We start from the raw sequence: 25,093 nt of genomic DNA on the forward strand, positions 1-25,093 counted from the left end.
GACAAGTTGAAGCGGCGTCCGCGGTGGCTGAAGCGGTTTCGGCCGCCGACGCTGTTTGCGCTGGCAGGGATCGCCCTGCTGGTCGGCACGCCTTATGTGCCGGAAGAATATCTTGGCGATTTTGATCTGGTCGGCCTGGCAAAGATTGCCGCCAATGTCCTGTTCGTTATCGCCATTGGCTGGCTGATCGCCACCATTGTGGATGCGCTGGTCAAGCGCCGTCTGGCCAACCTGCATCTCGACGCGGAAGACAATCTTGAAGCGCGCAAGTCCGCGACGCGGCTGGATGTCGTGCGGCGGATCTGGATCGTCACGGCGGGGGTCGTCACGCTGGCCGCCGCGCTGACCGTCATTCCCGGCGTGAAGCAGATCGGGGTCAGCCTGTTCGCCTCGGCCGGGATTGCCGGCATCGCGATCGGCCTGGCCGCGCGGCCTGTGCTGTCCAATGTCATTGCCGGGCTTCAGATTGCCTTCACCCAGCCGATCCGGATTGATGATGCGGTCGTCGTGGAAGGCGAATGGGGCTGGATCGAGGAGATCAGCCTGTTCTATGTCGTCATCCGCATCTGGGACTGGCGCCGTCTGGTCGTACCGCTGTCCTATTTCATCCAGCAGCCCTTCCAGAACTGGACACGCAAGAATGCCTCCATTCTCGGCAGCATTTTCTGGACGGTGGATTACAAGGCGCCGGTCCAGAAAATGCGGGAAAAGCTGGAAGATATCTGCAAGGAGTCAGATTTGTGGGACCGGAATGTCGTGAACCTTCAGGTCACCGAATCCCAGGGCACGTATATCACCATCCGCGCCCTCGCCTCTGCCAGCACATCGCCCAAGGCATGGGACCTGCGCTGCTTCATCCGTGAGAAGATGATCGAGTGGCTGCAGGCCGAGCATCCGGAGGCCCTGCCCCGCCTGCGCGCAGATACCGACATCAAAGGGATGAACCCGGAAGACATGAGAGACATGGCCGCCAGCGCGTCACAGCGTGGCGGGCCGGAAAGCTGACCCCCTACCAGGGCAGGACATTGCCTTCATAGTCAAAGAAGCGCAGCTCAGTCGCCGGGGCCGTTCCGGTGATGACCTTGTAGAGGCCTGCCGCGCTCTCTTCAGCAGAGACAAGCGCATTCGGCCCACCCATATCCGTCTTCACCCAACCGGGATGCAATGTCAGCACACTGATCCCCTTCCCCGCCAGGGTCCGGGCCCCGGCCCGCAGCGCCATGTTCAGCGCGGCCTTGGAGGTGCGGTAGATCAGGGCGGACGGCGCATCCGTCACCTCAATGGAGCCCATTTTGCTGGTGAGGTTCGCAATAACCTTCTTTTCCCCGGCGGCGACATTGTCCGTCAGCGCTTCGATGACCCGCAGCGGCGCAATCGTGTTGACGCGCAGCACATGTTCAAACTCGCCATAGTCAAGATCGCCAAGCCCTTCGCGGCTGGCAATGCCCGCATTGTTGATCAGATAATCAAGCGGCGTATCGCCCAGCCCGGCTTTCAGCGCGGCGATGGAGTTCGGGTCCGTAACATCCAGTTGCATGACTTTTGCGCCAGCCGCCTTCAGCTCGTCTGCCTTGTCCGGCTCACGCGCGGTGCCGATCACGTCACATCCGTTGGAGAGAAACTCCCGCGCGAGGGCAAGGCCCACGCCGCGATTGGCTCCTGTGATCAAGACGGTCGGCATGGCGGTCTCCTGTAGGTGTATGAACTTCTTGCTGTCCCGATATCAGCTAGGTCATCGCACGCGCAGAACAAGCCGGATTCAGTCTGACAGGATGCGATAGACCGCTGTGGCCTTCATCACGGGCACACCGTTCTGCTTTGCCAGGCCGCCGGTGAAGAGAATGGTGCGTGTGCGCCGGTCCACCTGGGCCTCCAGTTCGACCGGGCCATCAGCATCCGCAGCGGCGGAGACATCAATCGTGACGGACACCATTTCGACGGCTTGGGGCGCGCAGATCGTTTCAGCATCGGCGCGAATGGCCGCCATCAGGTCCAGCGCCAGCCGCTCATCCGCCTTCAGTGAATCCCGATCCTGCATCTCTGCCTGCCCCTTTGATAATCGACACTCGACATAGACAGGCTGGGCCCAAATGAAAAGGGCCGGACCCGACAAGCAGGCCCGGCCCCCATTGGTCGACCCGCATATTTCAGCGGTTAGGAATAAAATATACAGGTCACAGTTTCCTACGCAGAGGGGAACAATTCGTTCAATTTGTCTGCAGTTTGTCTAGCGGACATGAAAAAAGCCGCCCCGAAAGGCGGCTCTTTCATAGGGCCTGCAGGGCCTGGATCAGGCCGCTTGGGCGGCGGCGGCCTCTGCATCAAGATCGGAGCCGATCAGGTCTCCCAGATGGCCGAAACCTGTCAGGCCGTGACGCTCTTCCATATAGGAAGAGATCGCAGGCAACAGCTGGCCGATGGCCTTGTGGTCGAGGCCCAGGGCATGCAGTTCGGTAATCATGGATTGGGCCACGATCCGCTTGCCGCCTGGGGTTTGCTCGATCATCCGGGCGATGGTGCCGGTGGGCGCGCCAATGTCGCTGCCGGTGCGGGCAGACAGGGCACGCGCGCCAGGAATGGTCTTGAACATGGCCAGCGCGAAAGGAGACTCCTGACGCTCTGCCGCATTCAGAACGATGCCCAGGGCACGTTTTGCGGTATCCTCAGAGAGACCGTTATATTTGGCGAGGTGCGCAGTAATTAGAGTCAGCATGTGCGAAGGCACTCCCAGGATTAACGGTTTCAGTTTCTTTATTAACCCCTGTTGTGCTTACCGCTTCGTTACCATAGGGGGGCAGCAAAGGACCGTTTACGGCCATTAGTGTTAAGAGCCGTTAGGGCCGGGTAAACAAAAAGGCCGGATCTGTTTACTTCTTATCCACAGGCCGGTTACCAGAGAGACGCAAAAGGGAAGAATTTGATGATCCGCATCGGGATACTCGGAGCCGCCAAGATCGGGCCCATGGCGATAATTCAGCCAGCCTCTCGCCGCCAGGACTGCACCATTACCGCCGTTGCCTCACGCGACGGTGACAAGGCGAAATCCTATGCCGAGCAACACGGCATCCCCGCAGTCGTGACGGACTATCAGGAACTGATCGAGCGCGAGGATGTGGACCTTGTCTATAACGCCCTGCCCCCGCACCGCCATGCCGACCTGACCATTGCCGCGCTGGAAGCCGGAAAGGCCGTGCTGTGCGAAAAGCCATTCGCGATGAATGCCAGGGAAGCCATCGACATGGTGACAGCGGCGCACCGCACGGGACAAACCCTGGTCGAGGCATTCCATTATCGCTTTCACCCCGCCTTCCAGATGGTGGTGGACATTGTCCGCCGGGAAGAGCTGGGCGCGCTGCACACGATGGAGGGCTGTTTTGATGTCGAGATTCCCTATCGCGACGGCGAGCTGCGCCATACGCTGGAGCTGGGCGGCGGCGCACTGATGGATCTGGGCTGCTACCCCTTGCACATGGTGCGCACCCTGGCCGGGGCCGAGCCGCAAATTCTGTCGGCCGAGGCCGTCTGCGAACGTGAGGGCGTCGACCTCAGCATGAAGGCGCAGCTCAGCTTTCCGGGCGGCGTGAAGGCAAAGATCCACACCAGCATGGCCCCCGGCGTGACGCGCAAGATCTTCCTGCGGGCAGAATGTGCCGACGGCTCCATCGAGATGACCAATCCGGTGCACCCACAGCTCGGCCATGAGATCACCATTCACCATAAGGGCCAGACGCGCGTAGAGAGCGTTCCTTCCAGCACGACCTATGATCACCAGCTGAGCCATGTGCTGAATGTGATGCGCGGACGGGCCGCTCCGCTGACCGGCGGCGCCGATGCGGTTGGTAACATGTCCGCGATCGACGCCATTTATACTGCTGCAGGCCTCAATCCGCGGGGGTAGCGGTCTGGTGTATCAGCACCGCGCCCTTATATTGGGTTTACAGTGTCGCTATGGAGGGCTGACCCAATGAAAATCGCCGGTATCATTTTTCTCATCCTGGGCGCCCTGGCGATCCTGTTTCCGTTCATTGCGGGGCTGTCCTATAATTTCATCCTCGCCTATCTGATCATCATTGGCGGCGCGGCTCACTTCTGGTGGGCCTGGCGCCCCAGCGTGCATGGAAAGCTGCACCATCTGCTGCTGGCCTTGCTCTATTTCGCGGGCGGTATCGCCCTGCTGGTCTTCCCGATGATCGGGCTTCTCTCCTTCGCGATTATTCTGGGCGTGTCCTTCCTGGCGCAAGGCATCGTACAGCTGGCCCTGGCGCTGAGCAGCGACCGTCTGCAAGGCAGCGGCAAGGGCATGCTGGTCTTCTCTGGCCTGCTGGGCCTGTTGGCGGGCCTGTTCATCCTGATCGGTCTGCCGAGCAGCGCAACATGGGCCGTGGGCACATTGGCCGGTGTGAACCTGCTGATATTCGGCGCATCCCTGATGGCGATGGACAAGGCTCTGTCCAACACGACAGGTGACTGAGGCCTTTCGCCTCTCTCGCCCATCTTGCGCGGAATAATAATCACATGATATGGCACGGACCTCACAACAGGCGCTGAGCGCGGTCTTATCCCCATGATGAGGCAACCGCGGCGCAGGATAAGTCCTGTGTGTGCGCCCGTTGAAGGCAATCTCCAGGACCTTGCAGAGCCAGGAGTGCCAGAACATGAAAACCATTATCGAACCTTTCCGCATCAAATCGGTCGAGCCGATCCGCATGACGACGCGTGAGGAGCGCGAACGCCTGCTGAAAGAGGCGGGATACAATCTCTTCAAACTGCACTCGGATGATGTGCTGATTGACCTGCTGACCGACAGCGGCACCTCTGCCATGAGCGCGGCGCAATGGGGCGCGGTAATGACCGGCGATGAAAGCTATGCCGGCGCGCCCAGCTTTTACCGCTTTGAAGCGGCGGTGCGTGACCTGATGGATTTCAAGCACATCATTCCCGCCCACCAGGGCCGCGCGGCAGAGCATTTGCTGTTCTCCCTGATCGCAAAGCCGGGCCTGGTCATTCCCTCCAACACGCATTTCGACACGACGCGCGGCAATATCGAGGCCGCGGGCGCCGAGGCGCTGGACCTGCCCATCGCCGAGGGCAAGATCCCGTCGCTGGACCACCCCTTCAAAGGCAATATGGATCTCGCCGAGCTGGAACGCCTGATGGCGGAGCGCGGCGAGGATGTGCCCTGTGTGATGATGACGATCACAAACAATGCCGGCGGCGGCCAGCCGGTCAGCCTGGAAAATATTCGCGGCGCGGCAGAGATTGCCCATGCCCATGGCAAACCCTTCTTCATTGATGGCTGCCGCTTTGCGGAGAATGCCTGGTTCATCAAGCTGCGTGAGAACGGCCAGCAAGACCGATCCATCAAGGAGATTGTGCGCGACACATTCCGCGTCTCTGACGGCATGACGATGAGCGCCAAGAAGGATGCGTTCGCCAATATTGGCGGCTGGCTGGCGCTGAATGATGACAGCCTGGCCGAACAGGCCCGCACGCGCCTGATCCAGACAGAGGGCTTCCCCACCTATGGCGGCCTTGCCGGGCGGGATCTCGACGCCATCGCGCAAGGCCTGACCGAGATCGTGGACGAAGACTATCTGCGCTACCGGGTGCGGACCAATGCCTATATCGCCGAGCGGCTGGACGAGATGGGTGTACCGGTCATGAAACCGGCCGGCGGACATGCCGTGTTTGTCGATGCCCGCGAATGGCTGTCACACATTCCGCCCCTGGAATATCCGGGCCATGCGCTGGCCTGCGCGCTCTATGAAGAAGGCGGCATTCGCGGCTGCGAGATCGGCACGGTGATGTTCGGGCGCAAGCCGGATGGCAGCGAGGAACCGGCCCGGATGGATCTTGTACGGTTGGCCATGCCCCGCCGCGTCTACACACAATCGCATGCGGACTATATCGTCGAAGTGTTCGAGGAACTCGCCGCACGCAAGGATGACATTCGCGGGCTCAAAATCGTGAAGGAGCCGCCGATGATGCGCCACTTCACGGCAGAATTTGAGCCGCTTTAGGCCAGGACCGGCCCCGGCCGCCTGGCATGTCTAGGCGGCCGTTTTGGCCATCTCGATCCAGCCAGTGACTTCCTCTTCGGCGAGATAGTCGTCATCCCGGATCACGCGGTCCCCTTCCGGGGTCTGCAGGAACTCGCTGGCCAGCATGAACAGCGTCCGCGCCGGGGCCTCGGCCAGTTCCGCGCGGTTGCGAATGCCTGCGCCAACCAGGATTTGCGCATCATGTACGCGCAGGCCCGGCACTTCCATCATCAGGATGGTCTGGTCTTTCCAGTCATTCAGCGTGTCGACGTCGATATAGGCAATATCCAGAATGAAGACGGTTTCTTCCGGGTCGCAATCCAGCAGATCGCCGACCGTGGTGATGCCAGCGCGGCTGAGGCGTTTCGCCGTTTTCTTGCCGATGCTCGGCGCCTCCACAACGGGGGACTCCCGCGTGATGCGAGTGCGGCGTGCAATATCTCCGTGCTCATCGTCATCATCGTCCGCCGGAACAGGTGCCTGCGTTTCAGCGTAGGTGTCATCCTGATCGAACAGGACTTCCTCGGCCTTGGGCGGGGCCTGTTTCTTCGGCGTGGGCGCCTCTTCCGGCTCTACTGCCTCGGCCTCGACCTCTTCTTCACTTTCTTCCGTGACCGGTTGATCCAGAAGGATTTCTTCGGCCTCAGGCTCGGCGGCAACCTCTTCTACCTGCACCTCTTCGGCAGTGGTCTCTTCGGCGGCCTTCAACTCGGCCTCATCCTCAATCAGCTGGGTCAGCAGGCGTTCTTCAACGGCCTTGTTCTTTGAGCCGATTGGGCCAAGTTCCTGCTTGTTCAGCTCTTTGATCGGCGTGCGCAGCACCTGTTTGGCGTGCAGCTTGCGGATCACCTTGTCATCCTCTGGCAGGGTACGGATGACCTTCCCGGTCTTCTGGAATTCCTTGTACATGCGCGTGACCGTGCGCTTGTCAGCGGCATCGGACAGCTTCGCCGTGACCCAGCGGATCGGAATGTCCAGCGTCTCGATATAGCCTTGCAGGGTGAGATTGGTCTTCGGCGCACTTACGGCTGCCTCGCGGATGGCGCGGGTCAGGATCGCGCCGAAGCCGGCCGTGGCATAAGCGACCAGATCCACGATGGCATCGAACATGGTTTCGTCGAGGCCGCTGGGCGGGTCTTTCACGCCGGCGTCGAGATCATAATGGTCAATGAAGGTCTGGTAGTGTTCATGCGACAGGCGCGCGCCATTGCGCACCATGTCTGCAACAAAGCCGACGCCTTCCGGCACCGGAACATCCGGATAGCCAATCGTGGCGATACGGCCGTCAATCTTGTCACGGGATTTCGCGATGCTCCATTCCACGGCCCGGTGAATGGCGCCCTCTTCTTCCGTCTGCCCCGTATGGAAGGGCTGGATCGGGTCAGCATAATAGTGGCTCAGCACGCCCAGGGCATAGGCGGCCTTGCTCCATTGCTTGTTGCGCAGATGGTCGACCGAGGTGGCATACCACTCCATCGCCTTGCCCGGCGCGCCGCCCCATTCACCCTCGGCGATATGCAGGACGTGGTTCTTGAAATCCTTGAAGGTCGAGTCCGGCGCTTTTGCCCCGGCGAGCAGGTGTTCATGGTGGACAAGGAACAGATCCTTCCACATGTCTGCGTCATCAGTTGCGATCAGGGACAGGGCGTCCATCGCAATATAATGGTGGGTCGAGCGGCACCGGTGTCCGCGAATAACTCGTTCGAGCAGAGACATCTCACGTCTCCCTTCCCGCCTGATTCAATCTGGATCAGACAAGAAATGCCTAATGATAGTTACCGCCCGATTAACCATTCGCGCACGAGGGGAAAATTGTTTCCAGTTTAACGCACCGCGAAATCGGTGGGTTCGGTGCTTTTGCCTTTGGCGTCTTTTTCGCCCTTGGGCTGGCCGTGTTTGCCGGGGCCCATGAAGCCGAAAAGATGCCCGCCTACTTTGCGCATCTGGATCTCTTCAGAGCCTTCGGTGATGCGATATCGGCGGTGGTGGCGATAGATGTGCTCAAACGGTTTGTGCCGGGAATAGCCCATGCCGCCATGCACCTGCATTGCCCGGTCGGCCGCGTTGCAGCAGAGGCGGTTTGCCCGGTAGTTGCACATCGAGACCTTGTCGGAGAGATGGATGGCCACGTCCGGCTTTGACATCTGGTCCATTTCCCAGGCCGTCTTGAAGATCAGCAAGCGAAGCATTTCGGCCTCTGTCGCCAATTCTACCAGCGGGAACTGGATCGCCTGATTGGTCGCCAGCGCCTTGCCGAAGGGCTTGCGCTCGCGGGCGTATTTCACGCTCTCTTCGATGCAATACATCGCTGCGCCGACTGAACTGGCGGCCTGGCGGATGCGGTTTTCGTGGACAAAGTGCTGCGCCAGGGCAAGCCCCCCTTCCGGCGGACCGAAGACGGCGTCTTCCGGCACCCAGACATCCTTGAGGGTCAGGCGCGGATGGTCCGTCGGCATATTGAAGGTCCACATGTATTCTTCAATGATGACACCAGGATCGCGGGCCGGGATGATCAGGCAGGTAATGCCTTTGGCGTCGCCGTCTTCTCCGCTGGTCCGGCAGAATAGCATGATATGGGTGGCGACATGCATGCCGGTGATCCACATCTTCTCGCCATTGATCAGCCAGCCATCCTTGCCATCTTTCTTGTGGCGTACGGCGCGGGTTTCCATATGCGTGGCGTCGGAGCCATGGTCCGGCTCCGTCAGGCCGAAACAGGCGAGAAACTTGCCCTCCAGCGCGGCGGTGGCGAGGTGTTTCTGGTCGGGACGGGCAAAGTCCCGCAGCATCAGGATTTGCGGGAAATTGCCGACAATTGAGTGCTCGTTCTGGAGATCATTGTGAAGGCCGAGGCCCTTTTTGGCAAAATGCTCACGAATAATGGCCATGCCGAGATTGGTGCCGTTCTTGCCGCCAAACTCTTCCGGCAGGGCGTAGCGCAGATGACCGGCAGCGTCGGCGCGGCGCTTGGCTTCCTTCAGCAGCGCCTCCCATTCCGGGCGCGGCAGGCCGTCATTGTCAAAATCGGTGCGGGCCCATTCGCGGCGATGATCAAAGAAGCGGATATTATCGTCCTGCTGCTCCAGCGGTTTGATCTCGTCCTCAATGAACTGGTCCAGCACGTCGAGATAATCGGCGATATCCTGCGGGATATTGAAATCCATCTTCGTCTCCTCCTCTGCCGGGTTTGCCCGGTCATCCTGTTTCAACGGTTACAATAGCGAGCCGTCAGAGCGCAGCAATTTGTGCCGCCGGGGCAAGAGGATCGGAAAAAATTGATCACTGAATGATTGACATTTCATTCAGTGATCATAATCTTTGCTTACGGTGACTGATCGCCGCAATAAGCAAGAAGGTTTCCTCCCATGCCATCTTTCCTCAAATCCCTCGCCCCGCTGGCGCTTTCCGGCATAGCCCTGGCCATCGCCCCTGCTGCCAGCGCAGAGACTGGCCGCCCGATCAGCGTTCATATTCAATACGATACAAGCAGCCTGATGAGCCCTACCGGGGCCATGGATGTGCTGGATTCACTGGAAGAACAGGCAATCCGTGCGTGTCGCTATGATGTTCCCGTCTCCGGCGCGCCGCGTGTGGATGAGGACTGCGCGGAACATGCGGTGGCAAAGGCCGTCGCCAAGATCAACCATCCCATGCTGACCGCAGCCTATCGCGACACCACTGAGACAGGCGTACGTTTGATGGCCTCTCAGGAGTAAAAAGCCAAAGCGCCGCGGAAGGCTGAACAATTGACGCTTTCGTCAGTATTAGTTAGTGAGCCTACTCGGAAGTACGGATTTCCACCCTTATCGACGACCCACCAACCAAAAGGCATTCCTCCCATGCTACGTTCTGCTGCTATCGGCGCTGCTTTCCTGGCCCTCACCGGCCCGGCTTTTGCCGCCACCTTCACCTTTGAAACCGCCGCCCCTGTCGGAGACGACAAGGTCGTTGCCAATGGCACAGTCTTCCTGTGCGACGGCACCGTCTGCAAAGGCGACATGAACCGCAAGAAAGCCTCTGTCCGCGATTGCAAGAAGATCGCGAAGAAAGCTGGCGAGATCATCTCTTTCGGCAATGCCGACTCCCAGCTGGACGCAGAAGAAATTGAAGAGTGCAAGGCGACCGCTCGCAAGTAAGCGCCGCACTCATATACGAGACCTCTCCTCGGGCCGCGCTGGTTTTACCACGCGGCCATTTTTTTGCCGCGCCGACCGCCTCCCCGCCCTCGGCGTGAAAGTGAACCTTTCTCCTGCTCACACGTTTGTCGCGTGAAGGGAAAGGAATGTAATGCCCACCTCAAACAATGCTCCGCTGGAAGACGTTCTCTCCACCGTCGTGGAAGAGAGCGACTCTGAAAAAGTCTCCATCGGAGAAATTCTGGACATGTATGGCGACCGGTCCTTTGGCCCGGTCATTTTGCTGCTGGGCGCATTGGTTGTCCTGCCGCCGATTGGCGCGATCCCCGGCCTGCCGATGATTGTCGGCGTCATCATCATCCTGTTCAGCCTGCAGATCATTTTTGGCGCCGACCATATCTGGCTGCCGGGTTTCATTGAGAAACGATCCATCAAGCGCGACAAGCTGAAAAAAGCCGAGCAGAATGCAAAGCCGGTTCTGAAGCGTCTGGACCGGCTGATAACGGAACGCCTGAAATGGGCGACGGGCGATGTCGCAACCTATATTGCCGCCATCGCCGTGACGCTGCTGGCGCTAACGCTGATCCCGCTGGAACTGGTGCCGTTTGCCGTTGCCGCGCCGGGCGTTGTGATCATGCTGTTCGGCGTCGCCTTGGTGGCGCAGGATGGCGCGCTGATGCTGGCCGGGTTTGCCGGTACGCTGGCCGCCGTGCTGGTCACGATCTTCCTGGTCCCGTGGGACAGGATTTCCGGCCTGTTTGGCTAGGCAAAAGTGCGTCAGGCCTCCGAGGCGAGGCCGGATTCGACAGGCTGCCACAGCTCAACCTTGCGGCCGTCAGGGTCCATCACCCAGGCAAACTTGCCGTAGCTTTCGATCATGGGCTCGCCTTCCAGCTCCACCCCTGCTTCACGAATGTGCTCCATCATCCCGTCCAGATCATCCACCATGAGATTGATCATGAAATCGCTGTCTGACGGTTTGAAATAGCCACTATCTTCCTTGAAGGGCGCCCAGATGGTGCGTGCAGCTGTCGGGAATTTCGCGCCTGACTCAGCGTGCAGGAAGCTTGCGCCGCCATAGTCATCCATGTCCATACCCAGAACACGATTGTACCAGGCGCGGGTCGCCTCGACATCCTTGCAGAGGAAGAAAACCCCTCCGAGCCCCAATATTTTCGCCATGATCTTGTCCTCCGTCCGCGGCCTTGATGTCAGATGGCTGCAACGGCGTCAGCCAGCATGTTGCGGACCTGTCCTGCTACAGAATGCAGTGTTTCGTTTTCGATGGCCTGCATGGACGCGACGGGGTCAATCGCACTGACCTCCACGCCGCCCTCCACTTCGCGCAGGATGACATTGCATGGCAGCATCGCGCCAACACGCGGCTCGATCCCGATTGCCTTGAAGGCCATGTCGGGATTGCAGGCGCCCAGAATGCGATAGCCTGGCATGTCGGCATCCAGTTTTTTCTTCATCGTCGCCTGCACGTCGATCTCTGTCAGCACGCCGAAACCCTTTGACGACAGCGCCTCGCGGGTGCGCTTGTCGGCTTCATCGAGGGAAATATTGGAAAGCGTGCGGTTGATCGTATAGGCCATAATCGTCTCCTGTCGCCTGCGGGACACTCAAAATCAGCCTACGCGGTATCCGGCCGATGACAAGCGCGGCAAACCGAAATCGGGTCGTCTGAAATCCGGCCCTGCCCTCACAGGGGCTCTGCCTGTAGGATCACGTCATGACCGATTCTGATCTTCTGCCTGGCGCCGGGTGCGGCGCTGCCATTCTGGACGATGAAGGCCGCCTTCTGCTGATCCAGCGCCTGAAAGAACCCGAAGCCGGGGCCTGGGGCCTGCCCGGCGGCAAGATCGATTTCGGAGAACGCGCCGAAGACACAGCCCGCCGCGAGATCGAAGAGGAACTGGGCGTGCAGATCGAGCTGACAGGCCTCGCCTGCATCGCGGAGACCATCGACAAGGGCGACGGTCGGCATTGGGTCGCGCCGGTCTATTCTGCCAGGATTGTCTCCGGCGAGCCGCGCGTGATGGAGCCGCACAAGCATGGCGGCTGGGGCTGGTTTGCCCTGGACGATTTGCCGGACGCGCTGACCACGCCCGTGCGAGACTATCTGGCCTCGCTCGTCGGGTGAGCGCCCTGCCCGGTTTAACTGTGAATATGTAGTAAGTGTTGCGATTGAACCCTAGCGGCGCTCAGGCATCTCGTGAATATAGCCGTCGTGACTCGACGCATCGGAAAACTCCTGCTCTGGCTTGTCATTGCTGACCTTGCCGCGACGCTCCTGTTCTGGGGCGCGACCCGCCTGTCGGACCAGACCGGCAAGGCCTCAGGCGGCTTGGGCGTTGTTTTCTATACGGATAATGCAGCTGACGCCTCGGCGCGCATCGACAAGGGCATTTCGCTTCTGAAGAAGAAAAAGGTCGACCGCTTGTTGATGGTTGGCGGGCACCGTCCGCAGGATGGTCGTCTCGGCAGCCAGGAAATGGCTCTGCTGGCCGCGCGGCGCTCCGGCCTGTCCGGCCGCATCAGCGCAGACGTGGAAAGCCGGGATACGATCTCTGGCCTCTCCAATCTCGCCAAGCGCGCGGACACGCTGGAGAGCGGCAAGATCGTCTTCATTTCCAACTGCATGCACGTGCTGCGCGCGAAAGCGATCTATTCCAGTCACAAAGGCAAACAGCCCAAGGCGCTCGGCGCCTGCCCCAGCGGTGGATACAATCCCCTGGATATCTGGCGGCGCGCGCATTATGAGGCCGCCGCCTGGGCGCTGTTCCTGTTGCCCGAGGGCGCACGCGATGCCATCATCGACACGCTACGCGGTGATGAAAACTGAAAGTCTTTTGCCCTGAGAGCGCAAAAAGAGTTTCCGGGCATCCGTATGGGCGGGGAGACGGAATGAAAGATCACGATACACGCAAAGATCTTGAAGACACTGTTGAAGACGCGCTGGGCTTCAATTTCAGGTCGATTAGAACCCTCAAAGACCTGCTGATCCATCCGAACAGGGTTTTCAAATCCTATGCGGAACGCGACCGCGAAACCTACACCCCGTCTATCAGACTCTGGTTTGGTCTGCTTGGTGTTCAGGTCATCATATCTACTCTTTGGGGTGGATGGGGTGGCATCATGAAGCGCCAGATCGAAGCCAGTCCTCCGGAACTGAGAGAGTTATATGTCGGTCTGACAGATGGTCGGCTGGAGCCTTTCTACGGTCATTATGGCTCAGCCATGAATGTGCTGATGCCGATTGTTATTTCGTTCTTCTCAGCGCTCGGCGTGTTTCTGCTGAGTGCGTTCGGCGTCAAACTCAGTTGGCCAAGCAGACTGAACATCACGATGGGCATACTGGTTGTAGGCTCTGTGATAGGCCTGATGTATCAGCCCATTGTGCTGTTGGATTTCTATTTTCAGTATCCATGGGTGGGGCTGGTTGTTGTGGTCCTGGCCTATCTGGTGACCTTCTATCGCGGGGCGCCAGGCGTACTGGCCAGCACCAGGAAACTCGCCGCTGTGAAAGCATTAGGGTTTTCGCTTGCGATGATGGTGCTCATCATAACGGGCTCGATCATCTTGCAAATTGCCGCCGTCATCTATGCAATCATGAAGATCGGCCCGCCGGTCAGCTAAGATCGCCTAGTTCAATGTACCGCAGCGGCGTTCGTATTCGGCGATCGCCTCGGGCATCCATTTACGGAAATTGGCAGCGCGGGTTTCAGAAGCCGGGTGTGTAGACATCCATTCCGGCGGCCGCTGACCGCCCATCTCGCCCATACGTTCCCACAGATCCGGTGCCTCACGCGGGTCGTAACAAGCGCGAACCAGCAGATCGAGGCCAATCTTGTCGGCTTCGGTCTCGTGCTTTCGGGAATAGGCCAGCATGCTGCCCTGCGCCGCAATCCCGAAAGCCTGCATGATGGCGCGCTGCTGGGATGGGTCCATGTCGCCCAGACCGACGCCGACGGCGAGTTGGCCCATCTGCATCACTTGCTGCTGGCTCATCCGCTCTGCCCCATGATGGGCAAGCGCATGGCCGATCTCATGGCCCATGACGACAGCCAGCTTGTCAGGGTCCGCAATGTCATCCAGCGTGACCTTCCCGTCATGATTGCCGGTGATATCCAAGATGCCGGTATAAACGGCCACATACCCGCCCGGCAGGCAGAAGGCGTTCGGGGTATCAGAGTCCACGACATAATAGGTCCAGTCGAACTGATCCGCGACAGGCGTGAAGGTGTAGCCTTCAGACAGCAGGTCCTGCTCAAGCTGCACGGCAGCCGCCTGCAGGCGCGCGCCAATCTGCCGGACCGTGCCGGTCATCTCCTCGGCGTCGGGCCCACAGCTGCCCTCTGAGGCGCACAGGACATCATTTCCCTGGCTTTGCTCCTGCTGCAGTATCTGCACATAGGATTGCTGGCCGAGTTGGACCTCCTTTTCGATGGAGACCGTGTTCAGCTGCTTGCGCCCCGAAAACGGCACCTCCTTCTGATTGGCCTGCCAATAGAGGAAAAGGAGAAACAGGCCGACAAGGATCAATGTGAAGCGGCTGCGCAGCAGACCACCCAGCCCGCTGGACCGCGACCGGTGACCATAAGCATGACGCGGATACCGCATGGGCTGTTCTCCTGAAAAGCGAGGTAAATACTCTCTTAACCTTGGCCAATCGTGAGGGAAAGCAAGGGCCACGCCTTCACGAAGCCCATGATCGTCGCTATTTCAGGAACATGACCGAACAGACCACGCCCCCCCGCCTCGAAATTCGCATCATTCCGGTGACGCCGCTGCAGCAGAATACCTCGCTGATCTGGTCCACCGAAACCAAGGAAGGCGTTTTCGTCGATCCGGGCGGTGAAGTGGACAAGCTGATGGGCGCAGCCGACCAGTTCGGCGTGAAGATTGTCGGCGTGTGGCTGACCCATGGCCATATGGACCATGCCGGCGCAGCGACCGACATCTCCGAGCGCACGGGATGCCCGATCATCGGCCCGCACGAAGACGACCAATGGCTGCTCGACGAGCTTGAAGCGCAGGGCGCAAAGTATGGGATCACCGATGGCCGCAATGTGAAACCGGATCGCTATCTGCATGATGGCGACGAGCTGGACCTGGCGGGCAATACTTTCGGCGTCGCCCACTGCCCCGGCCATACGCCCGGCCATGTCGTGATCTATCACAAGGATGGCGGCCTGGCCTTTGTGGGCGATGTGTTGTTCAAAGGCTCCGTCGGCCGCACAGACTTCCCACGTGGCAATCATCAGCAGCTGATCGACTCCATCACCGGCAAGCTGTGGCCGCTGGGCCCGGAGATGCGCTTCGTGCCAGGTCATGGCCCGCTCTCTACCTTTGGTCAGGAGCGCCAGGACAATCCGTTCGTGGCGGACTCGATCACGGGTTATCAGGGCACAGCCACGCAAGAGGCCAATCCAACCGATCAGAAACTCGCCAAGCGCTGGAGCTGATGCTCCAGACTTCTGCGCACTATCCCCTTCCTTCCCTTCTGGAGAGCCATCATGAATTTTCGCCTGACTGCCCTGACCAGCGCCTGCGCCCTTGCCCTTGCCGCCTGCGGTGCCCCCAGCCCTGAAGCCTCCCCCGCCCCGGCCGAGCCGGCTGCCGCGCCGGAAGTAACCGTCGACGCAGATGCCGAATGGCATCTGGTGGATGAGGAATCCCGGCTGACTTTCGTCTCAACCAAGGCGGACGAAATTGCCGAAGTGCAGACCTTTGACAACATCATGGGAAATGTCAGCCCGCTGGGCCTGGCCACGGTCGACATCACCCTGAACAGTGTCGATACCAATATCGAGCAGCGCGACGAGCGTATGCGCACCATGCTGTTCGACACAGAGACCTATCCGACGATGACCGTGACCGCCGAAACACCCCTGGATGGGTTCAGCGACCTGGAGATTGGCGACCGCGAGCGCATCAATACGCCGGTAACCGTCAGCCTGCACGGCCAGGACCGCGTCTATGATGCAGACCTCTACGTCACGCGCATCGGGCCGAAGAAGGTGCTGGTCGAGACGGCGAGCCCTGTGCTGGTCCATGCCGATGATTTCGGCCTGGAAGCGGGCGTGGAAGCCCTGCGCGAGGTGGCCAATCTGCCATCCATCAGCCCGGCAGTACCGGTGTCAGTGTCTTTCGTCTTTGAGCAATAGACACACGGGTTTCCCGCATATCAGCGACATTACGATACCGTAAGTCACTGATATGCGGGGGAACCAACCCAAAAAGGGGACGTTTCTGAGCCGTAGACAACGGAAAGGAATATCCCATGACCGCTTATCTGAAGATTGCCGCTATTGGTGCCAGCGCTATTGCTCTGGCCGCCTGTACACAAACCGGTACGACGGAACGTAATGCTGCGGTTGGCGCAGCCGCAGGTGCCGCAGCCGGCGCCGTGATCGGTAACAATGTCGGCGATGGCGACGCACAACGCGGCGCAGCGATCGGCGCTGTTCTGGGCGGTTCTGCAGGCGCGGCAAAAGGCTGTACGGAATCCGATGATTGCGACATGCCCGGCGTAGCCGACCAGCCAGACGAGAAAGACTCAGATGGTGATGGCCGCGTAGATATGTACGACCGTTACCCTTACGATTCTTCGCGCTGGTAAGCTGCTGAGGCAGTTGCGTGATGGTGAGGCCCTGCATCCCCCCGGATGCAGGGCCTTATCTTTTTGGCCTGAAAGACGTCTTGGCCTGTAAGGCTTCGCCACATTTCGCCCTGACAAGCCCACACTCTTACCCCGCTATGAGGGGAACAGGGCCCCCTGTTCCACGTTTGTTGAGGGATGGCATTTTCGCCAAACCGAAAGAACTGGAGACCCTGATGGGAGCCCCCATCCTAGACCTGAACCAATCGAACATCCGCCCGGCGAAAGTCATGTCCCATGGCTCTGCGCCGGATGCCCAGGCCTTGCGCCAGCGGGTGAAGGATTGGTGTCGCAGCTGGCCGGAAGGCAATCGGGGCGGTGTGTTTACCCGCCGCGCGAGCCTTGCCGCCGATAGCGGTATCCAGCTGCTCAGCGATTTCGGCAAAGATGTCGCGATTTCCAACAGCCTGACCGAGTATAAAGCGCTATGGCGCCCTATCCTGAACGACACGTTCCGTAACTGGGACTTCCGCATCGTCACGCCGATTGATCTGCGCCAGACGGAAGAGATGGCGGCGGTCACCTTTTTTGCCTCCCTGAACGGCACCACGCATGATGACCAGGAGATGTCACAGCTGAATGCCGTGTCGCAGATCTGGCAGAAAATCAGCGGCGACTGGCAGCTGGTTCACGAGCATACTTCGGTCCATTCTGAAGGCCGCTGAACACGGCCGCGATAGGCCAGCTGCAGATAGACTGCAGCAAAAGCCCATAATCGGTCCGTTTGGCCTTGCCCCGCCCCCCGACTCCCAGCTATGAGGCAGCCGTTTGGCCGGTAGGAGTAATTTAATATGCCTAAGCGCACCGATATCAGCTCCATTCTGGTCATCGGTGCTGGTCCGATCATTATCGGCCAGGCCTGTGAGTTCGATTATTCAGGTGTTCAGGCCGTCAAGGCGCTGAAGAGCGAGGGGTACCGGGTCATCCTGGTAAACTCCAATCCTGCGACGATCATGACTGATCCTGAACTCGCCGATGCCACCTATATTGAGCCGATCCTGCCAGAGATCGTCGAGAAGATCATCGAGATCGAAAAGCCGGACGCTCTGCTGCCAACCATGGGCGGACAGACCGCGCTCAACTGCGCGCTGGACATGCACTATGCCGGCATTCTGGAAAAGCACGGCGTTGAACTGATCGGCGCGCGCGCCGAAGCCATAGAGATGGCCGAAGATCGCAAGCTGTTCCGCGAAGCCATGGACCGTATCGGCCTGGAAAACCCCCGCGCTGCGATTATCGCCTCCCCCAAGAAGGAAAACGGCCAGTACGACCGGATCGAAGGCCTGAAGCGCGCTATGGATGCGCTGGACGAGGTGGGCCTGCCGGCCATCATCCGTCCGGCCTTTACGCTTGGCGGCACTGGCGGCGGTGTCGCCTATAATGTCGAGGAATATGAAGAGATCTGCCGCTCAGGCCTTGCAGCCTCTCCGATGGCGCAGATCCTGGTGGATGAAAGCCTGCTCGGGTGGAAAGAGTATGAGATGGAAGTTGTGCGCGACAAGGCGGACAATGCGATCATCATCTGCTCAATTGAGAATATTGACCCGATGGGTGTCCATACCGGCGACTCCATCACCGTCGCGCCAGCCCTGACGCTGACCGACAAGGAATACCAGGTCATGCGGAATGCCTCTCTCGCCGTGCTGCGTGAGATCGGCGTCGAGACCGGCGGGTCGAACGTGCAGTTTGCCGTGAACCCGAAGGATGGCCGTCTGGTCGTGATCGAGATGAACCCGCGCGTGTCGCGGTCTTCGGCCCTCGCCTCCAAGGCAACCGGTTTCCCGATTGCCAAGATCGCCGCGAAACTGGCCGTCGGCTTTACGCTGGACGAGCTGGACAATGACATTACGGGCGTAACACCGGCCTCGTTTGAGCCGACCATTGATTACGTCGTCACAAAAATCCCGCGCTTTGCCTTTGAGAAGTACAAGGGCGCCGAGCCTGTCCTGACCACGGCAATGAAATCCGTTGGCGAAGCCATGGCCATCGGCCGGAACTTCCAGGAAAGCCTTCAGAAGGCGCTTTGCTCTCTCGAAACCGGCCTGTGCGGTCTCGATGATATCGAGTTTGAAACAGAGGCGGATTTACGCACGGCGCTGGGTGTTCCGTCTCCGGACCGTCTGCGTGTTGTGGCTCAGGCCCTGCGCCAGGGGCTGAGCGTGGACGAGGTCTACCAGATTACCTCCATCGACAAATGGTTCCTGCGCCAGATCGCGGAACTGATGGAGACCGAGGCGGATGTGCGCAAGAACGGCCTGCCGGAAGACAAGCCCAGCATGGTGCACCTGAAATCCCTCGGCTTCTCTGACAAGCGCCTTGGCGCGCTGATTGGCCATAGCGAAAGCTGGGTGCGCGGCTATCGCCACTCCCTGAATGTGCGCCCGGTCTACAAGCGAATTGATACGTGTGCAGCAGAGTTTGCGGCGAAGACACCCTATCTCTACTCAACCTATGAACAGCCCGCCTTTGGCCAGGACGAGGCAGACTGTGAAGCCCTGCCCTCTACCCGCAACAAGGCGATGATCCTGGGCGGTGGCCCGAACCGGATCGGCCAGGGCATCGAGTTCGACTATTGCTGTTGCCACGCGGCATTTGCCATGGAAGACCTTGGCGTCGAGTCCATCATGGTCAACTGTAACCCAGAAACGGTGTCTACGGACTATGACACATCGGACCGCCTCTATTTTGAACCGCTGACCGATGAGCATGTTCTGGAGATCATCCACAAGGAACAATCGGCTGGTACGCTGCAAGGCGTGATTGTGCAGTTCGGCGGTCAAACCCCGCTGAAACTTGCCAGCACTCTGGATGCGGAGAATGTGCCGATCCTGGGCACCAGCCCGGCCTCTATTGACCTGGCAGAAGACCGTGAGCAATTCGCCGCCCTGCTCGACAAGCTGAACATCCAGCAGGCCCCGTCCCGCACGGCGCGGAGCGTGGATGAAGCACAGGTAAAGGCCAACGAGATCGGCTATCCGGTGATGCTGCGCCCGTCCTTCGTGCTGGGTGGCCGCGCCATGGAAATCGCGCGCGATGATGAAGACCTGCGCAAATTCGCCGCCGAAGCCCTGCAGGTTTCCGGCGACGCATCGCTGTTCATCGACCGCTATCTCTCCGATGCGATCGAGGTGGATGTCGACGCGCTGTGCGACGGCGAGACCGTGCACGTCGCTGGCATCATGGAGCATATCGAAGAGGCCGGCGTGCACTCTGGCGACTCGGCCTGCGCGCTGCCACCTTACACGCTGTCTGAAAGCCTTCAGCGCCGCCTGAAGGACCAGACCATCGCGCTGGCCAAGGCCCTGCAGGTGCGCGGCCTGATCAACATCCAGTTCGCGGTGAAGGATGACGAGATCTATGTGCTGGAAGCCAATCCGCGCGCTAGCCGTACCGTGCCATTCGTGGCCAAGGCCGTCGGCGCGCCGATCGCCAGCATCGCCGCAAAAGTGATGGCGGGCCGTCCGCTGCAGGAATTTGACCTGACCAATGCCAATCCGCGCCGCGTTGCGGTGAAGGAAGCCGTTTTCCCGTTTGCCCGCTTCCCGGGTGTCGACCCGCAGCTGGGTCCGGAAATGAGATCCACGGGTGAGGTAATGGGCTGGGATGATGATTTCGGCATGGCTTTCCTGAAGAGCCAGCTGGCCGGCGGCGTTCACCTGCCCGAATCGGGCACCGTGTTCGTTTCTGTGAAGGATTCCGACAAAAAAGGCATCATCGAAGCGATCAGGAACCTGTCCGAGATGGGCTTTTCCATCGTTGCGACCAGCGGCACTGCAACTTTCCTGGAAGGCGAAGGCCTGTCGGTCACGCGCACCAATAAAGTGCTTGAAGGACAGCCGCATATTGTCGACGCGATGATCAATGGCGACATCCAATTGGTGTTCAACACCACCGAAGGTGCAGCATCCATTGCAGATTCCGCCTCAATTCGGCGGACAGCGGTCAATCGGAAAATTCCGTACTTTACCACTCTTGCAGCTTCGATCGCTTCGGTGCAGGCTATTGCGAGTATGAAAGCCCGGGAAATCTCGGTTCGTGCCTTGCAATCGGCCTGAACGCGCCCCACTTGACGCCCTTCATATTTAAGACAACGATTTTTGCCGCCAACTATAGAGGTGACATCCATGGAACGCATTCCCATGACCGCAGAAGGCCATGCTGCGCTTCAGGCAGAACTGAAAACGCTGAAATCCATCGAACGCCCCAATATCATTGCGGCGATTTCTGAAGCGCGCGCGCATGGTGACCTTTCGGAAAATGCCGAGTACCACGCCGCGAAAGAGAAGCAGAGCTTCATCGAAGGCCGTATTGCCGAGATCGACGACAAACTGGCCCGCGCCGAAGTTATCGATGTCAGCAAGCTGACGGGATCGAAAATCCGCTTTGGCGCAACCGTGACATTGATTGATGTCGATACGGAAGATGAGAGTACCTACAAGATCGTGGGCGAAGACGAGGCCAATGTGAAGGATGGCAAGATTTCCATCACCTCACCGATTGCCCGTGCCCTGATCGGCAAGGAAGAAGGCGACGAAGCCGAAGTGGCCGCCCCCTCCGGGGCCCGCGCATACGAAATCGCCAAGGTCGGGTACAACTAAATGGCGAAGGCGGGGTCGCTCGGACCATCCGTCTGGGCGGTCTCAGACGGCCGCGCAGGCAATGCTGCGCAGGTGCGTGCCGTGCTGCAGGCGCTGGGCGAAACCCGCCGGTGGATCCAGATTGCGCACATTCCAGGCGAAGGCCACCGGTCCGATCCGCTGGTGCTGACCCCGCGTGCGCCCTGGACCTGGCTGCCCGCGGACAAGTGGCCATCTCCCCTCGCCTCCCTTCCGAAGGACCAGCGCGCCCTGCTGACGCCTCCCTGGCCGAATGTATGGATCGCGGCAGGCCGTCGCTCCGCTCCGCTAACGCGCGCAATACGCGAACTGTCGGGCGGCAAGACGCTGACGGTGCAGATCCTGGACCCACGCATTCCGCCGGAGAATTTCGACCTTCTGGTCACGCCAAAGCATGACGAAGTGGAAGGCGACAATGTCATCCAGACCGTTGGCTCGCCGTCCTATTTCGCGCCGGACCTGATCGAGGATGCCGGTCAGTCTTTCGCAGACCTGGCCGATGAACGTGGCAAGAGCGCCATTGTCATTCTTGGCGGGAACTCCCGTGCACATACATTCACAGACGCCGCCGCAGAGCGGCTGGAGTCGCAATTGCGCATTCTGGCAAGCCAGGGCTGGCGCCTGCGCGTCACCACATCCCGCCGTACGCCTGTGCCCATCGTGGCAAAGTTCCGTGCCATGGCGGATGAAATCGGCGCGCGATTCTGGTCAGGCCCTGAGGATGGCGACAATCCCTATCTCGCCTGGCTGATCTTTTCCGATTGCGCCATCGTAACCGAAGACAGCGCCAATATGCTGTCCGATGCCGCCTGGCACGATCTGCCGATCCATATTGTCAGGCTGGAAGGCCGCTCGAAAAAGTTCGACAAGCTTCATCAGAGCCTGATCGACCATGGCGCAGCGCGCTGGTTTGGCGGCACGCTGGAAACCTGGAGCTATCCTGCCCTACGCGAAGCAGACAAGGTGGCCGATGCCATCGTGAAAAAGCTGTTGCAGCAATATCCCCAACCGGAAATGGGCGGCGACGAGACCAAGGTGGCCGCGCCGGACTGGCTCAGCTGACCTGATCTTCGTTTGCATTCCCCGCCTGTTTGGGGCCTAATGCTACCTACCAGTCAGGTGGGGGCTGTTTTTGATGGCAAGAGACATGGAGTCACTTCGCACCTATTTCCGCGATTGCCGGAACGCAGAGAGCTTCGAAGATCTGCGTGTTGCCGCTGTGTGCTATCACAAAACCACCTCAGTCAAGATGGCCAGCTATATGCATTTCCCGCCTGTGGGCGCGCGGGATTTCAATGGCGAAATCCGCATTGCCGAGTTTGGCTATCCGGAAGAGTGGCGGCAAACTTATCTGCGCAAAAAGCTGTACCAGAATGATCCGCTGGCCCGACGTGCGCCGAGCTTCATCCGCCCCTATTTCTGGAGCGAGGTCGGGCAGTTTTCCAATCTGACCGATGAAGAGCGCAGCTATATCAACATGGTCAGCCAGGAGCATTTAGGCGAAGGCCTCAGCGTTCCGGTATTCGGCCCTGCGCAACGAAACGGATATTGCGCCCTCGGCTTTGGCCGCGGCAATCCGGTGCCGTCTGACGACGAGGTTCTGGAATTGCAGGCCGCCTGCCAGATGGGTCATCTGGCCTATTGCGAATTGCTGCTAAAGGATCTGCCCAAGGGCACCAATCTGTCCTCAAGAGAAAGAGAAATCCTGTACTGGATTGTACGGGGGCAGACAAATGCGCAGATTGCGGAATCCACGCGCCTGTCTCGCAATACGGTGGAAACCTATATAAGGCGCTGTTTCCAGAAGCTGAATGTAAATGACCGTGTGTCGGCCGCGCTGCGTGGCATGGCGCTGGGCATGGTGGACTAGGGCCCGTTAGAGCCGGAACGCCTGCTGGACTTTCAGAGCAGCCTGCTGAGGCGTCATATCGCCAGTATCAATTTCCAGATCATAGGTTGCGCCAATATGGACGCGCGTGTGCTGCCAGCGGGCCTGGCCGATATCCCGGTCGCCGCGCGCGACTTCCCGCTGCTCCAGAATGGCGAGAGGCGCGCTGACACCGACGAAGAAGACCTCATGATTGCTCAGCAGGCGGATATAGTCGACTTGTTCCGCGCCCTCTCTCAACCACACATCATCGACGATCATATCCAGACCGCTGTCTGCCATAGCGGCCACCGCCTTGCGCATGCCCGATATCAGCTTCGCACCATAAGCCCCTGTCTTGATTAAAACTTCTGGTGGGGCAGCCCCTTCAACCGGGGCAAAAACAAAGCCGTCAGGGTGATTGTTCAAACGGCGCGGCTGCATGGTCAGAAAGTCATCCATCCGCACATGCAGGAAAGGCCGGGATGTCACATCCTGAAGGGCGCGGGCCAGAGATGTCTTGCCCGCGCTTGTTGTACCATTCAGGATAATGACAATTGCCATGGGCTCACGCAGCCACCACGCGCTCATCGGCCGGAATGGCTTTCAGGATGAAGCCACCGCCCATAATACGCGTGCTGCCTTCCGGATCATACATGACAGCGGCCTGACCGCGCGCGACGCCCTCTTCCGGCTCATCAAACCAGATGACCGGCACGTCATCACTCCAGCCAAGCCGGGCCGGAACCGGCGGCCGGGTAGAGCGAACACGGACGAGCACAGGCGCGCCCGCATTGGCAGCCTCTTCCAGAGAGCCGTCGCCAATCCAGTTCAACTCTTCCAGCAACAGGCCTGACGTCATCAAGGCTTCCCGAGGGCCGACAATAACCCGGCGGTTCGGCGCATCAATCTTGACGACAAAGAGCGGCTCACCCGTCGCAACGCCAAGGCCGCGGCGCTGGCCGATCGTGTAGTGGATGACGCCATTATGTTCGCCCAGCACGCGGCCATCGAGATGCACGATCTCACCGCCGCGGCCTGAGCCTGGACGCAGTTTCTCAACCACATTCGCGTAAGAGCCTGTGGGCACGAAGCAGATGTCCTGGCTGTCAGGCTTGGAGGCCACAGGCAGGCTGAAGTGCTCCGCCAGTTTGCGCACCTCAGTCTTCGGCATCCCGCCCAGCGGGAAGCGCAGATAGTCCAGCTGCTCCGTTGTCGTCGCAAACAGGAAATAGGACTGATCCCGGCTCGCATCGGCGGCGCGGTGCAGCTCTGCCCCGGTCTCCCCCTCTTCGCGGCGGATATAGTGGCCGGTCGCAAGACAGTCCGCCCCAAGATCCTTTGCCGTTTTCAGGAGGTCCGAGAATTTGACCGTCTGATTGCAGCGAATGCATGGGATCGGGGTGGAGCCGGCCAGATAGGTGTCGGCAAAGTCTTCCATCACCTGCTCGCGGAACTTCGACTCGTAATCCAGCACATAATGCGGAATGCCGATCTGGTCTGACACGTTGCGGGCATCATGGATGTCCTGCCCGGCGCAACAGGCGCCTTTCTTCTCGATGGCGGCGCCATGGTCGTAGAGCTGCAGCGTGATGCCGATGACATCATAGCCCTGCGCCTTCAGCAGCGCGGCCACAACAGAGCTGTCGACCCCGCCCGACATGGCGGCGACGACCCGCGTTTCCCCAGGCGGTTTGGCAAATCCAAGAGAGTTCACGCGGCCATCCCAGGCCGGCGGCAATTCATAAGTCATATCTCACTCCAAC

General features: G+C 59.7%; 28 protein-coding genes. 18 read left to right on the forward strand and 10 right to left on the reverse strand.

Features of this window, described 5'->3' with window-relative positions:
* Positions 1-6 precede the first annotated feature (6 nt).
* Entirely contained in the window at positions 7-1,005 is a 999-nt protein-coding gene (locus tag HY29_RS08595) for a mechanosensitive ion channel family protein (RefSeq protein WP_051601336.1), read from the forward strand.
* 4 nt (positions 1,006-1,009) lie between these two features.
* On the opposite strand, the gene HY29_RS08600 is transcribed toward HY29_RS08595, so the two are convergent.
* From HY29_RS08600 to HY29_RS08610, 3 genes are all read right to left on the reverse strand, one after another.
* Positions 1,010-1,681, reverse strand: a complete 672-nt coding sequence (locus HY29_RS08600) for an SDR family oxidoreductase (protein ID WP_034795692.1) — start codon at positions 1,679-1,681, stop codon at positions 1,010-1,012.
* A 78-nt stretch (positions 1,682-1,759) separates the two neighbouring features.
* On the reverse strand, positions 1,760-2,038 hold the full coding sequence (locus tag HY29_RS08605) for an acyl-CoA thioesterase domain-containing protein (protein WP_034795695.1): 279 nt from the start codon (positions 2,036-2,038) through the stop codon (positions 1,760-1,762).
* A gap of 252 nt (positions 2,039-2,290) precedes the next feature.
* Positions 2,291-2,713 carry a hypothetical protein gene (locus HY29_RS08610; RefSeq protein ID WP_051601337.1) on the reverse strand — a complete coding sequence of 141 codons (423 nt, stop codon included), beginning with the start codon at positions 2,711-2,713 and terminating at the stop codon, positions 2,291-2,293.
* A gap of 207 nt (positions 2,714-2,920) precedes the next feature.
* Between HY29_RS08610 and HY29_RS08615 the strand changes: the two genes are divergently transcribed.
* From HY29_RS08615 to HY29_RS08625, 3 genes are all read left to right on the forward strand, one after another.
* Positions 2,921-3,898 carry a Gfo/Idh/MocA family protein gene (locus HY29_RS08615; RefSeq protein WP_051601338.1) on the forward strand — a complete coding sequence of 326 codons (978 nt, stop codon included), beginning with the start codon at positions 2,921-2,923 and terminating at the stop codon, positions 3,896-3,898.
* Positions 3,899-3,964: 66 nt separating this feature from the next.
* Positions 3,965-4,471: an HdeD family acid-resistance protein gene (locus HY29_RS08620; RefSeq protein WP_051601339.1), complete on the forward strand. Its 507-nt coding sequence runs from the start codon at positions 3,965-3,967 to the stop codon at positions 4,469-4,471.
* A gap of 184 nt (positions 4,472-4,655) precedes the next feature.
* Positions 4,656-6,020: a tryptophanase gene (locus HY29_RS08625; RefSeq protein WP_034795703.1), complete on the forward strand. Its 1,365-nt coding sequence runs from the start codon at positions 4,656-4,658 to the stop codon at positions 6,018-6,020.
* Between the two features lie 30 nt (positions 6,021-6,050).
* Here the strand turns inward: HY29_RS08625 and HY29_RS08630 are convergent, their stop codons facing one another.
* Together HY29_RS08630 and HY29_RS08635 are read right to left on the reverse strand one after the other, a co-directional pair.
* Positions 6,051-7,757 (reverse strand): DUF4332 domain-containing protein, encoded by a 1,707-nt coding sequence (locus HY29_RS08630; RefSeq protein ID WP_034795706.1) that lies wholly within the window; start codon positions 7,755-7,757, stop codon positions 6,051-6,053.
* A 107-nt stretch (positions 7,758-7,864) separates the two neighbouring features.
* Positions 7,865-9,205: an acyl-CoA dehydrogenase family protein gene (locus HY29_RS08635; protein WP_034795707.1), complete on the reverse strand. Its 1,341-nt coding sequence runs from the start codon at positions 9,203-9,205 to the stop codon at positions 7,865-7,867.
* A gap of 201 nt (positions 9,206-9,406) precedes the next feature.
* Between HY29_RS08635 and HY29_RS08640 the strand changes: the two genes are divergently transcribed.
* The 3 genes from HY29_RS08640 (at position 9,407) to HY29_RS08650 (ending at position 10,943) form a co-directional block, all read left to right on the forward strand.
* Positions 9,407-9,757, forward strand: a complete 351-nt coding sequence (locus HY29_RS08640; RefSeq protein ID WP_034795710.1) for a UrcA family protein — start codon at positions 9,407-9,409, stop codon at positions 9,755-9,757.
* Between the two features lie 123 nt (positions 9,758-9,880).
* The gene (locus HY29_RS08645; RefSeq protein WP_034795712.1) at positions 9,881-10,177 is read left to right on the forward strand and encodes a DUF8200 family protein; all 297 of its coding nucleotides are present in this window, start codon (positions 9,881-9,883) and stop codon (positions 10,175-10,177) included.
* Between the two features lie 151 nt (positions 10,178-10,328).
* Entirely contained in the window at positions 10,329-10,943 is a 615-nt protein-coding gene (locus HY29_RS08650; protein ID WP_034795714.1) for an exopolysaccharide biosynthesis protein, read from the forward strand.
* Between the two features lie 11 nt (positions 10,944-10,954).
* Here the strand turns inward: HY29_RS08650 and HY29_RS08655 are convergent, their stop codons facing one another.
* Positions 10,955-11,359, reverse strand: coding sequence for a VOC family protein (locus HY29_RS08655; RefSeq protein ID WP_034795722.1), 405 nt, complete (start codon positions 11,357-11,359; stop codon positions 10,955-10,957).
* A gap of 29 nt (positions 11,360-11,388) precedes the next feature.
* The gene (locus HY29_RS08660; RefSeq protein ID WP_034795724.1) at positions 11,389-11,775 is read right to left on the reverse strand and encodes a DUF302 domain-containing protein; all 387 of its coding nucleotides are present in this window, start codon (positions 11,773-11,775) and stop codon (positions 11,389-11,391) included.
* A 137-nt stretch (positions 11,776-11,912) separates the two neighbouring features.
* Here HY29_RS08660 and HY29_RS08665 point away from each other — a divergent pair, with 137 nt between their 5' ends.
* The 3 genes from HY29_RS08665 (at position 11,913) to HY29_RS08675 (ending at position 13,819) form a co-directional block, all read left to right on the forward strand.
* Positions 11,913-12,323 carry an NUDIX hydrolase gene (locus tag HY29_RS08665; RefSeq protein WP_034795727.1) on the forward strand — a complete coding sequence of 137 codons (411 nt, stop codon included), beginning with the start codon at positions 11,913-11,915 and terminating at the stop codon, positions 12,321-12,323.
* Between the two features lie 87 nt (positions 12,324-12,410).
* The gene (locus HY29_RS08670; RefSeq protein ID WP_162176701.1) at positions 12,411-13,025 is read left to right on the forward strand and encodes an ElyC/SanA/YdcF family protein; all 615 of its coding nucleotides are present in this window, start codon (positions 12,411-12,413) and stop codon (positions 13,023-13,025) included.
* A gap of 62 nt (positions 13,026-13,087) precedes the next feature.
* Positions 13,088-13,819, forward strand: a complete 732-nt coding sequence (locus HY29_RS08675; RefSeq protein ID WP_034795733.1) for a DUF3667 domain-containing protein — start codon at positions 13,088-13,090, stop codon at positions 13,817-13,819.
* A 6-nt stretch (positions 13,820-13,825) separates the two neighbouring features.
* On the opposite strand, the gene HY29_RS08680 is transcribed toward HY29_RS08675, so the two are convergent.
* Positions 13,826-14,803: a M48 family metallopeptidase gene (locus HY29_RS08680; RefSeq protein ID WP_034795737.1), complete on the reverse strand. Its 978-nt coding sequence runs from the start codon at positions 14,801-14,803 to the stop codon at positions 13,826-13,828.
* A 110-nt stretch (positions 14,804-14,913) separates the two neighbouring features.
* Between HY29_RS08680 and HY29_RS08685 the strand changes: the two genes are divergently transcribed.
* The 8 genes from HY29_RS08685 to HY29_RS08720 all read left to right on the forward strand — a co-directional run bounded on the left by HY29_RS08685 (position 14,914) and on the right by HY29_RS08720 (position 23,330).
* A complete protein-coding gene (locus HY29_RS08685) occupies positions 14,914-15,648 on the forward strand; it encodes an MBL fold metallo-hydrolase (protein WP_051601340.1) in 735 nt (244 codons plus the stop codon).
* 51 nt (positions 15,649-15,699) lie between these two features.
* Positions 15,700-16,350 carry a YceI family protein gene (locus tag HY29_RS08690; RefSeq protein WP_051601341.1) on the forward strand — a complete coding sequence of 217 codons (651 nt, stop codon included), beginning with the start codon at positions 15,700-15,702 and terminating at the stop codon, positions 16,348-16,350.
* A gap of 116 nt (positions 16,351-16,466) precedes the next feature.
* Positions 16,467-16,805, forward strand: coding sequence for a YMGG-like glycine zipper-containing protein (locus HY29_RS08695; RefSeq protein ID WP_034795740.1), 339 nt, complete (start codon positions 16,467-16,469; stop codon positions 16,803-16,805).
* Positions 16,806-17,020: 215 nt separating this feature from the next.
* Positions 17,021-17,509, forward strand: coding sequence for a nuclear transport factor 2 family protein (locus HY29_RS08700; protein WP_162176702.1), 489 nt, complete (start codon positions 17,021-17,023; stop codon positions 17,507-17,509).
* Between the two features lie 126 nt (positions 17,510-17,635).
* Complete coding sequence (gene carB, locus HY29_RS08705) at positions 17,636-20,899, forward strand: carbamoyl-phosphate synthase large subunit (protein WP_034795745.1); 3,264 nt, start codon at positions 17,636-17,638, stop codon at positions 20,897-20,899.
* A 69-nt stretch (positions 20,900-20,968) separates the two neighbouring features.
* Entirely contained in the window at positions 20,969-21,442 is a 474-nt protein-coding gene (greA, locus tag HY29_RS08710; RefSeq protein WP_034795747.1) for a transcription elongation factor GreA, read from the forward strand.
* Positions 21,443-22,522 carry a mitochondrial fission ELM1 family protein gene (locus tag HY29_RS08715; protein ID WP_034795749.1) on the forward strand — a complete coding sequence of 360 codons (1,080 nt, stop codon included), beginning with the start codon at positions 21,443-21,445 and terminating at the stop codon, positions 22,520-22,522.
* Between the two features lie 85 nt (positions 22,523-22,607).
* Positions 22,608-23,330, forward strand: a complete 723-nt coding sequence (locus HY29_RS08720) for a helix-turn-helix transcriptional regulator (RefSeq protein ID WP_051601342.1) — start codon at positions 22,608-22,610, stop codon at positions 23,328-23,330.
* 6 nt (positions 23,331-23,336) lie between these two features.
* Here the strand turns inward: HY29_RS08720 and HY29_RS08725 are convergent, their stop codons facing one another.
* Positions 23,337-23,891 (reverse strand): chloramphenicol phosphotransferase CPT family protein, encoded by a 555-nt coding sequence (locus tag HY29_RS08725; RefSeq protein ID WP_034795796.1) that lies wholly within the window; start codon positions 23,889-23,891, stop codon positions 23,337-23,339.
* A 4-nt stretch (positions 23,892-23,895) separates the two neighbouring features.
* Positions 23,896-25,080, reverse strand: coding sequence for a tRNA 2-thiouridine(34) synthase MnmA (gene mnmA / locus HY29_RS08730; RefSeq protein ID WP_034795751.1), 1,185 nt, complete (start codon positions 25,078-25,080; stop codon positions 23,896-23,898).
* Positions 25,081-25,093 lie beyond the last annotated feature (13 nt).

This window comes from Hyphomonas beringensis (genome assembly GCF_000682755.1).
Lineage (GTDB): Bacteria > Pseudomonadota > Alphaproteobacteria > Caulobacterales > Hyphomonadaceae > Hyphomonas > Hyphomonas beringensis.

Bases quoted from the DNA above. Each gene is read 5' to 3' on its own strand.
- HY29_RS08600 (WP_034795692.1), bottom strand. From the start codon at position 1,681: ATGCCGACCGTCTTGATCACAGGAGCCAATCGCGGCGTGGGCCTTGCC.
- HY29_RS08605 (WP_034795695.1), bottom strand. From the start codon at position 2,038: ATGCAGGATCGGGATTCACTGAAGGCGGATGAGCGGCTGGCGCTGGAC.
- HY29_RS08610 (WP_051601337.1), bottom strand. From the start codon at position 2,713: ATGCTGACTCTAATTACTGCGCACCTCGCCAAATATAACGGTCTCTCT.
- HY29_RS08615 (WP_051601338.1), top strand. From the start codon at position 2,921: ATGATCCGCATCGGGATACTCGGAGCCGCCAAGATCGGGCCCATGGCG.
- HY29_RS08620 (WP_051601339.1), top strand. From the start codon at position 3,965: ATGAAAATCGCCGGTATCATTTTTCTCATCCTGGGCGCCCTGGCGATC.
- HY29_RS08625 (WP_034795703.1), top strand. From the start codon at position 4,656: ATGAAAACCATTATCGAACCTTTCCGCATCAAATCGGTCGAGCCGATC.
- HY29_RS08630 (WP_034795706.1), bottom strand. From the start codon at position 7,757: ATGTCTCTGCTCGAACGAGTTATTCGCGGACACCGGTGCCGCTCGACC.
- HY29_RS08635 (WP_034795707.1), bottom strand. From the start codon at position 9,205: ATGGATTTCAATATCCCGCAGGATATCGCCGATTATCTCGACGTGCTG.
- HY29_RS08640 (WP_034795710.1), top strand. From the start codon at position 9,407: ATGCCATCTTTCCTCAAATCCCTCGCCCCGCTGGCGCTTTCCGGCATA.
- HY29_RS08645 (WP_034795712.1), top strand. From the start codon at position 9,881: ATGCTACGTTCTGCTGCTATCGGCGCTGCTTTCCTGGCCCTCACCGGC.
- HY29_RS08650 (WP_034795714.1), top strand. From the start codon at position 10,329: ATGCCCACCTCAAACAATGCTCCGCTGGAAGACGTTCTCTCCACCGTC.
- HY29_RS08655 (WP_034795722.1), bottom strand. From the start codon at position 11,359: ATGGCGAAAATATTGGGGCTCGGAGGGGTTTTCTTCCTCTGCAAGGAT.
- HY29_RS08660 (WP_034795724.1), bottom strand. From the start codon at position 11,775: ATGGCCTATACGATCAACCGCACGCTTTCCAATATTTCCCTCGATGAA.
- HY29_RS08665 (WP_034795727.1), top strand. From the start codon at position 11,913: ATGACCGATTCTGATCTTCTGCCTGGCGCCGGGTGCGGCGCTGCCATT.
- HY29_RS08675 (WP_034795733.1), top strand. From the start codon at position 13,088: ATGAAAGATCACGATACACGCAAAGATCTTGAAGACACTGTTGAAGAC.
- HY29_RS08680 (WP_034795737.1), bottom strand. From the start codon at position 14,803: ATGCGGTATCCGCGTCATGCTTATGGTCACCGGTCGCGGTCCAGCGGG.
- HY29_RS08685 (WP_051601340.1), top strand. From the start codon at position 14,914: ATGACCGAACAGACCACGCCCCCCCGCCTCGAAATTCGCATCATTCCG.
- HY29_RS08690 (WP_051601341.1), top strand. From the start codon at position 15,700: ATGAATTTTCGCCTGACTGCCCTGACCAGCGCCTGCGCCCTTGCCCTT.
- HY29_RS08695 (WP_034795740.1), top strand. From the start codon at position 16,467: ATGACCGCTTATCTGAAGATTGCCGCTATTGGTGCCAGCGCTATTGCT.
- HY29_RS08700 (WP_162176702.1), top strand. From the start codon at position 17,021: ATGGGAGCCCCCATCCTAGACCTGAACCAATCGAACATCCGCCCGGCG.
- carB (WP_034795745.1), top strand. From the start codon at position 17,636: ATGCCTAAGCGCACCGATATCAGCTCCATTCTGGTCATCGGTGCTGGT.
- greA (WP_034795747.1), top strand. From the start codon at position 20,969: ATGGAACGCATTCCCATGACCGCAGAAGGCCATGCTGCGCTTCAGGCA.
- HY29_RS08715 (WP_034795749.1), top strand. From the start codon at position 21,443: ATGGCGAAGGCGGGGTCGCTCGGACCATCCGTCTGGGCGGTCTCAGAC.
- HY29_RS08720 (WP_051601342.1), top strand. From the start codon at position 22,608: ATGGAGTCACTTCGCACCTATTTCCGCGATTGCCGGAACGCAGAGAGC.
- HY29_RS08725 (WP_034795796.1), bottom strand. From the start codon at position 23,891: ATGGCAATTGTCATTATCCTGAATGGTACAACAAGCGCGGGCAAGACA.
- mnmA (WP_034795751.1), bottom strand. From the start codon at position 25,080: ATGACTTATGAATTGCCGCCGGCCTGGGATGGCCGCGTGAACTCTCTT.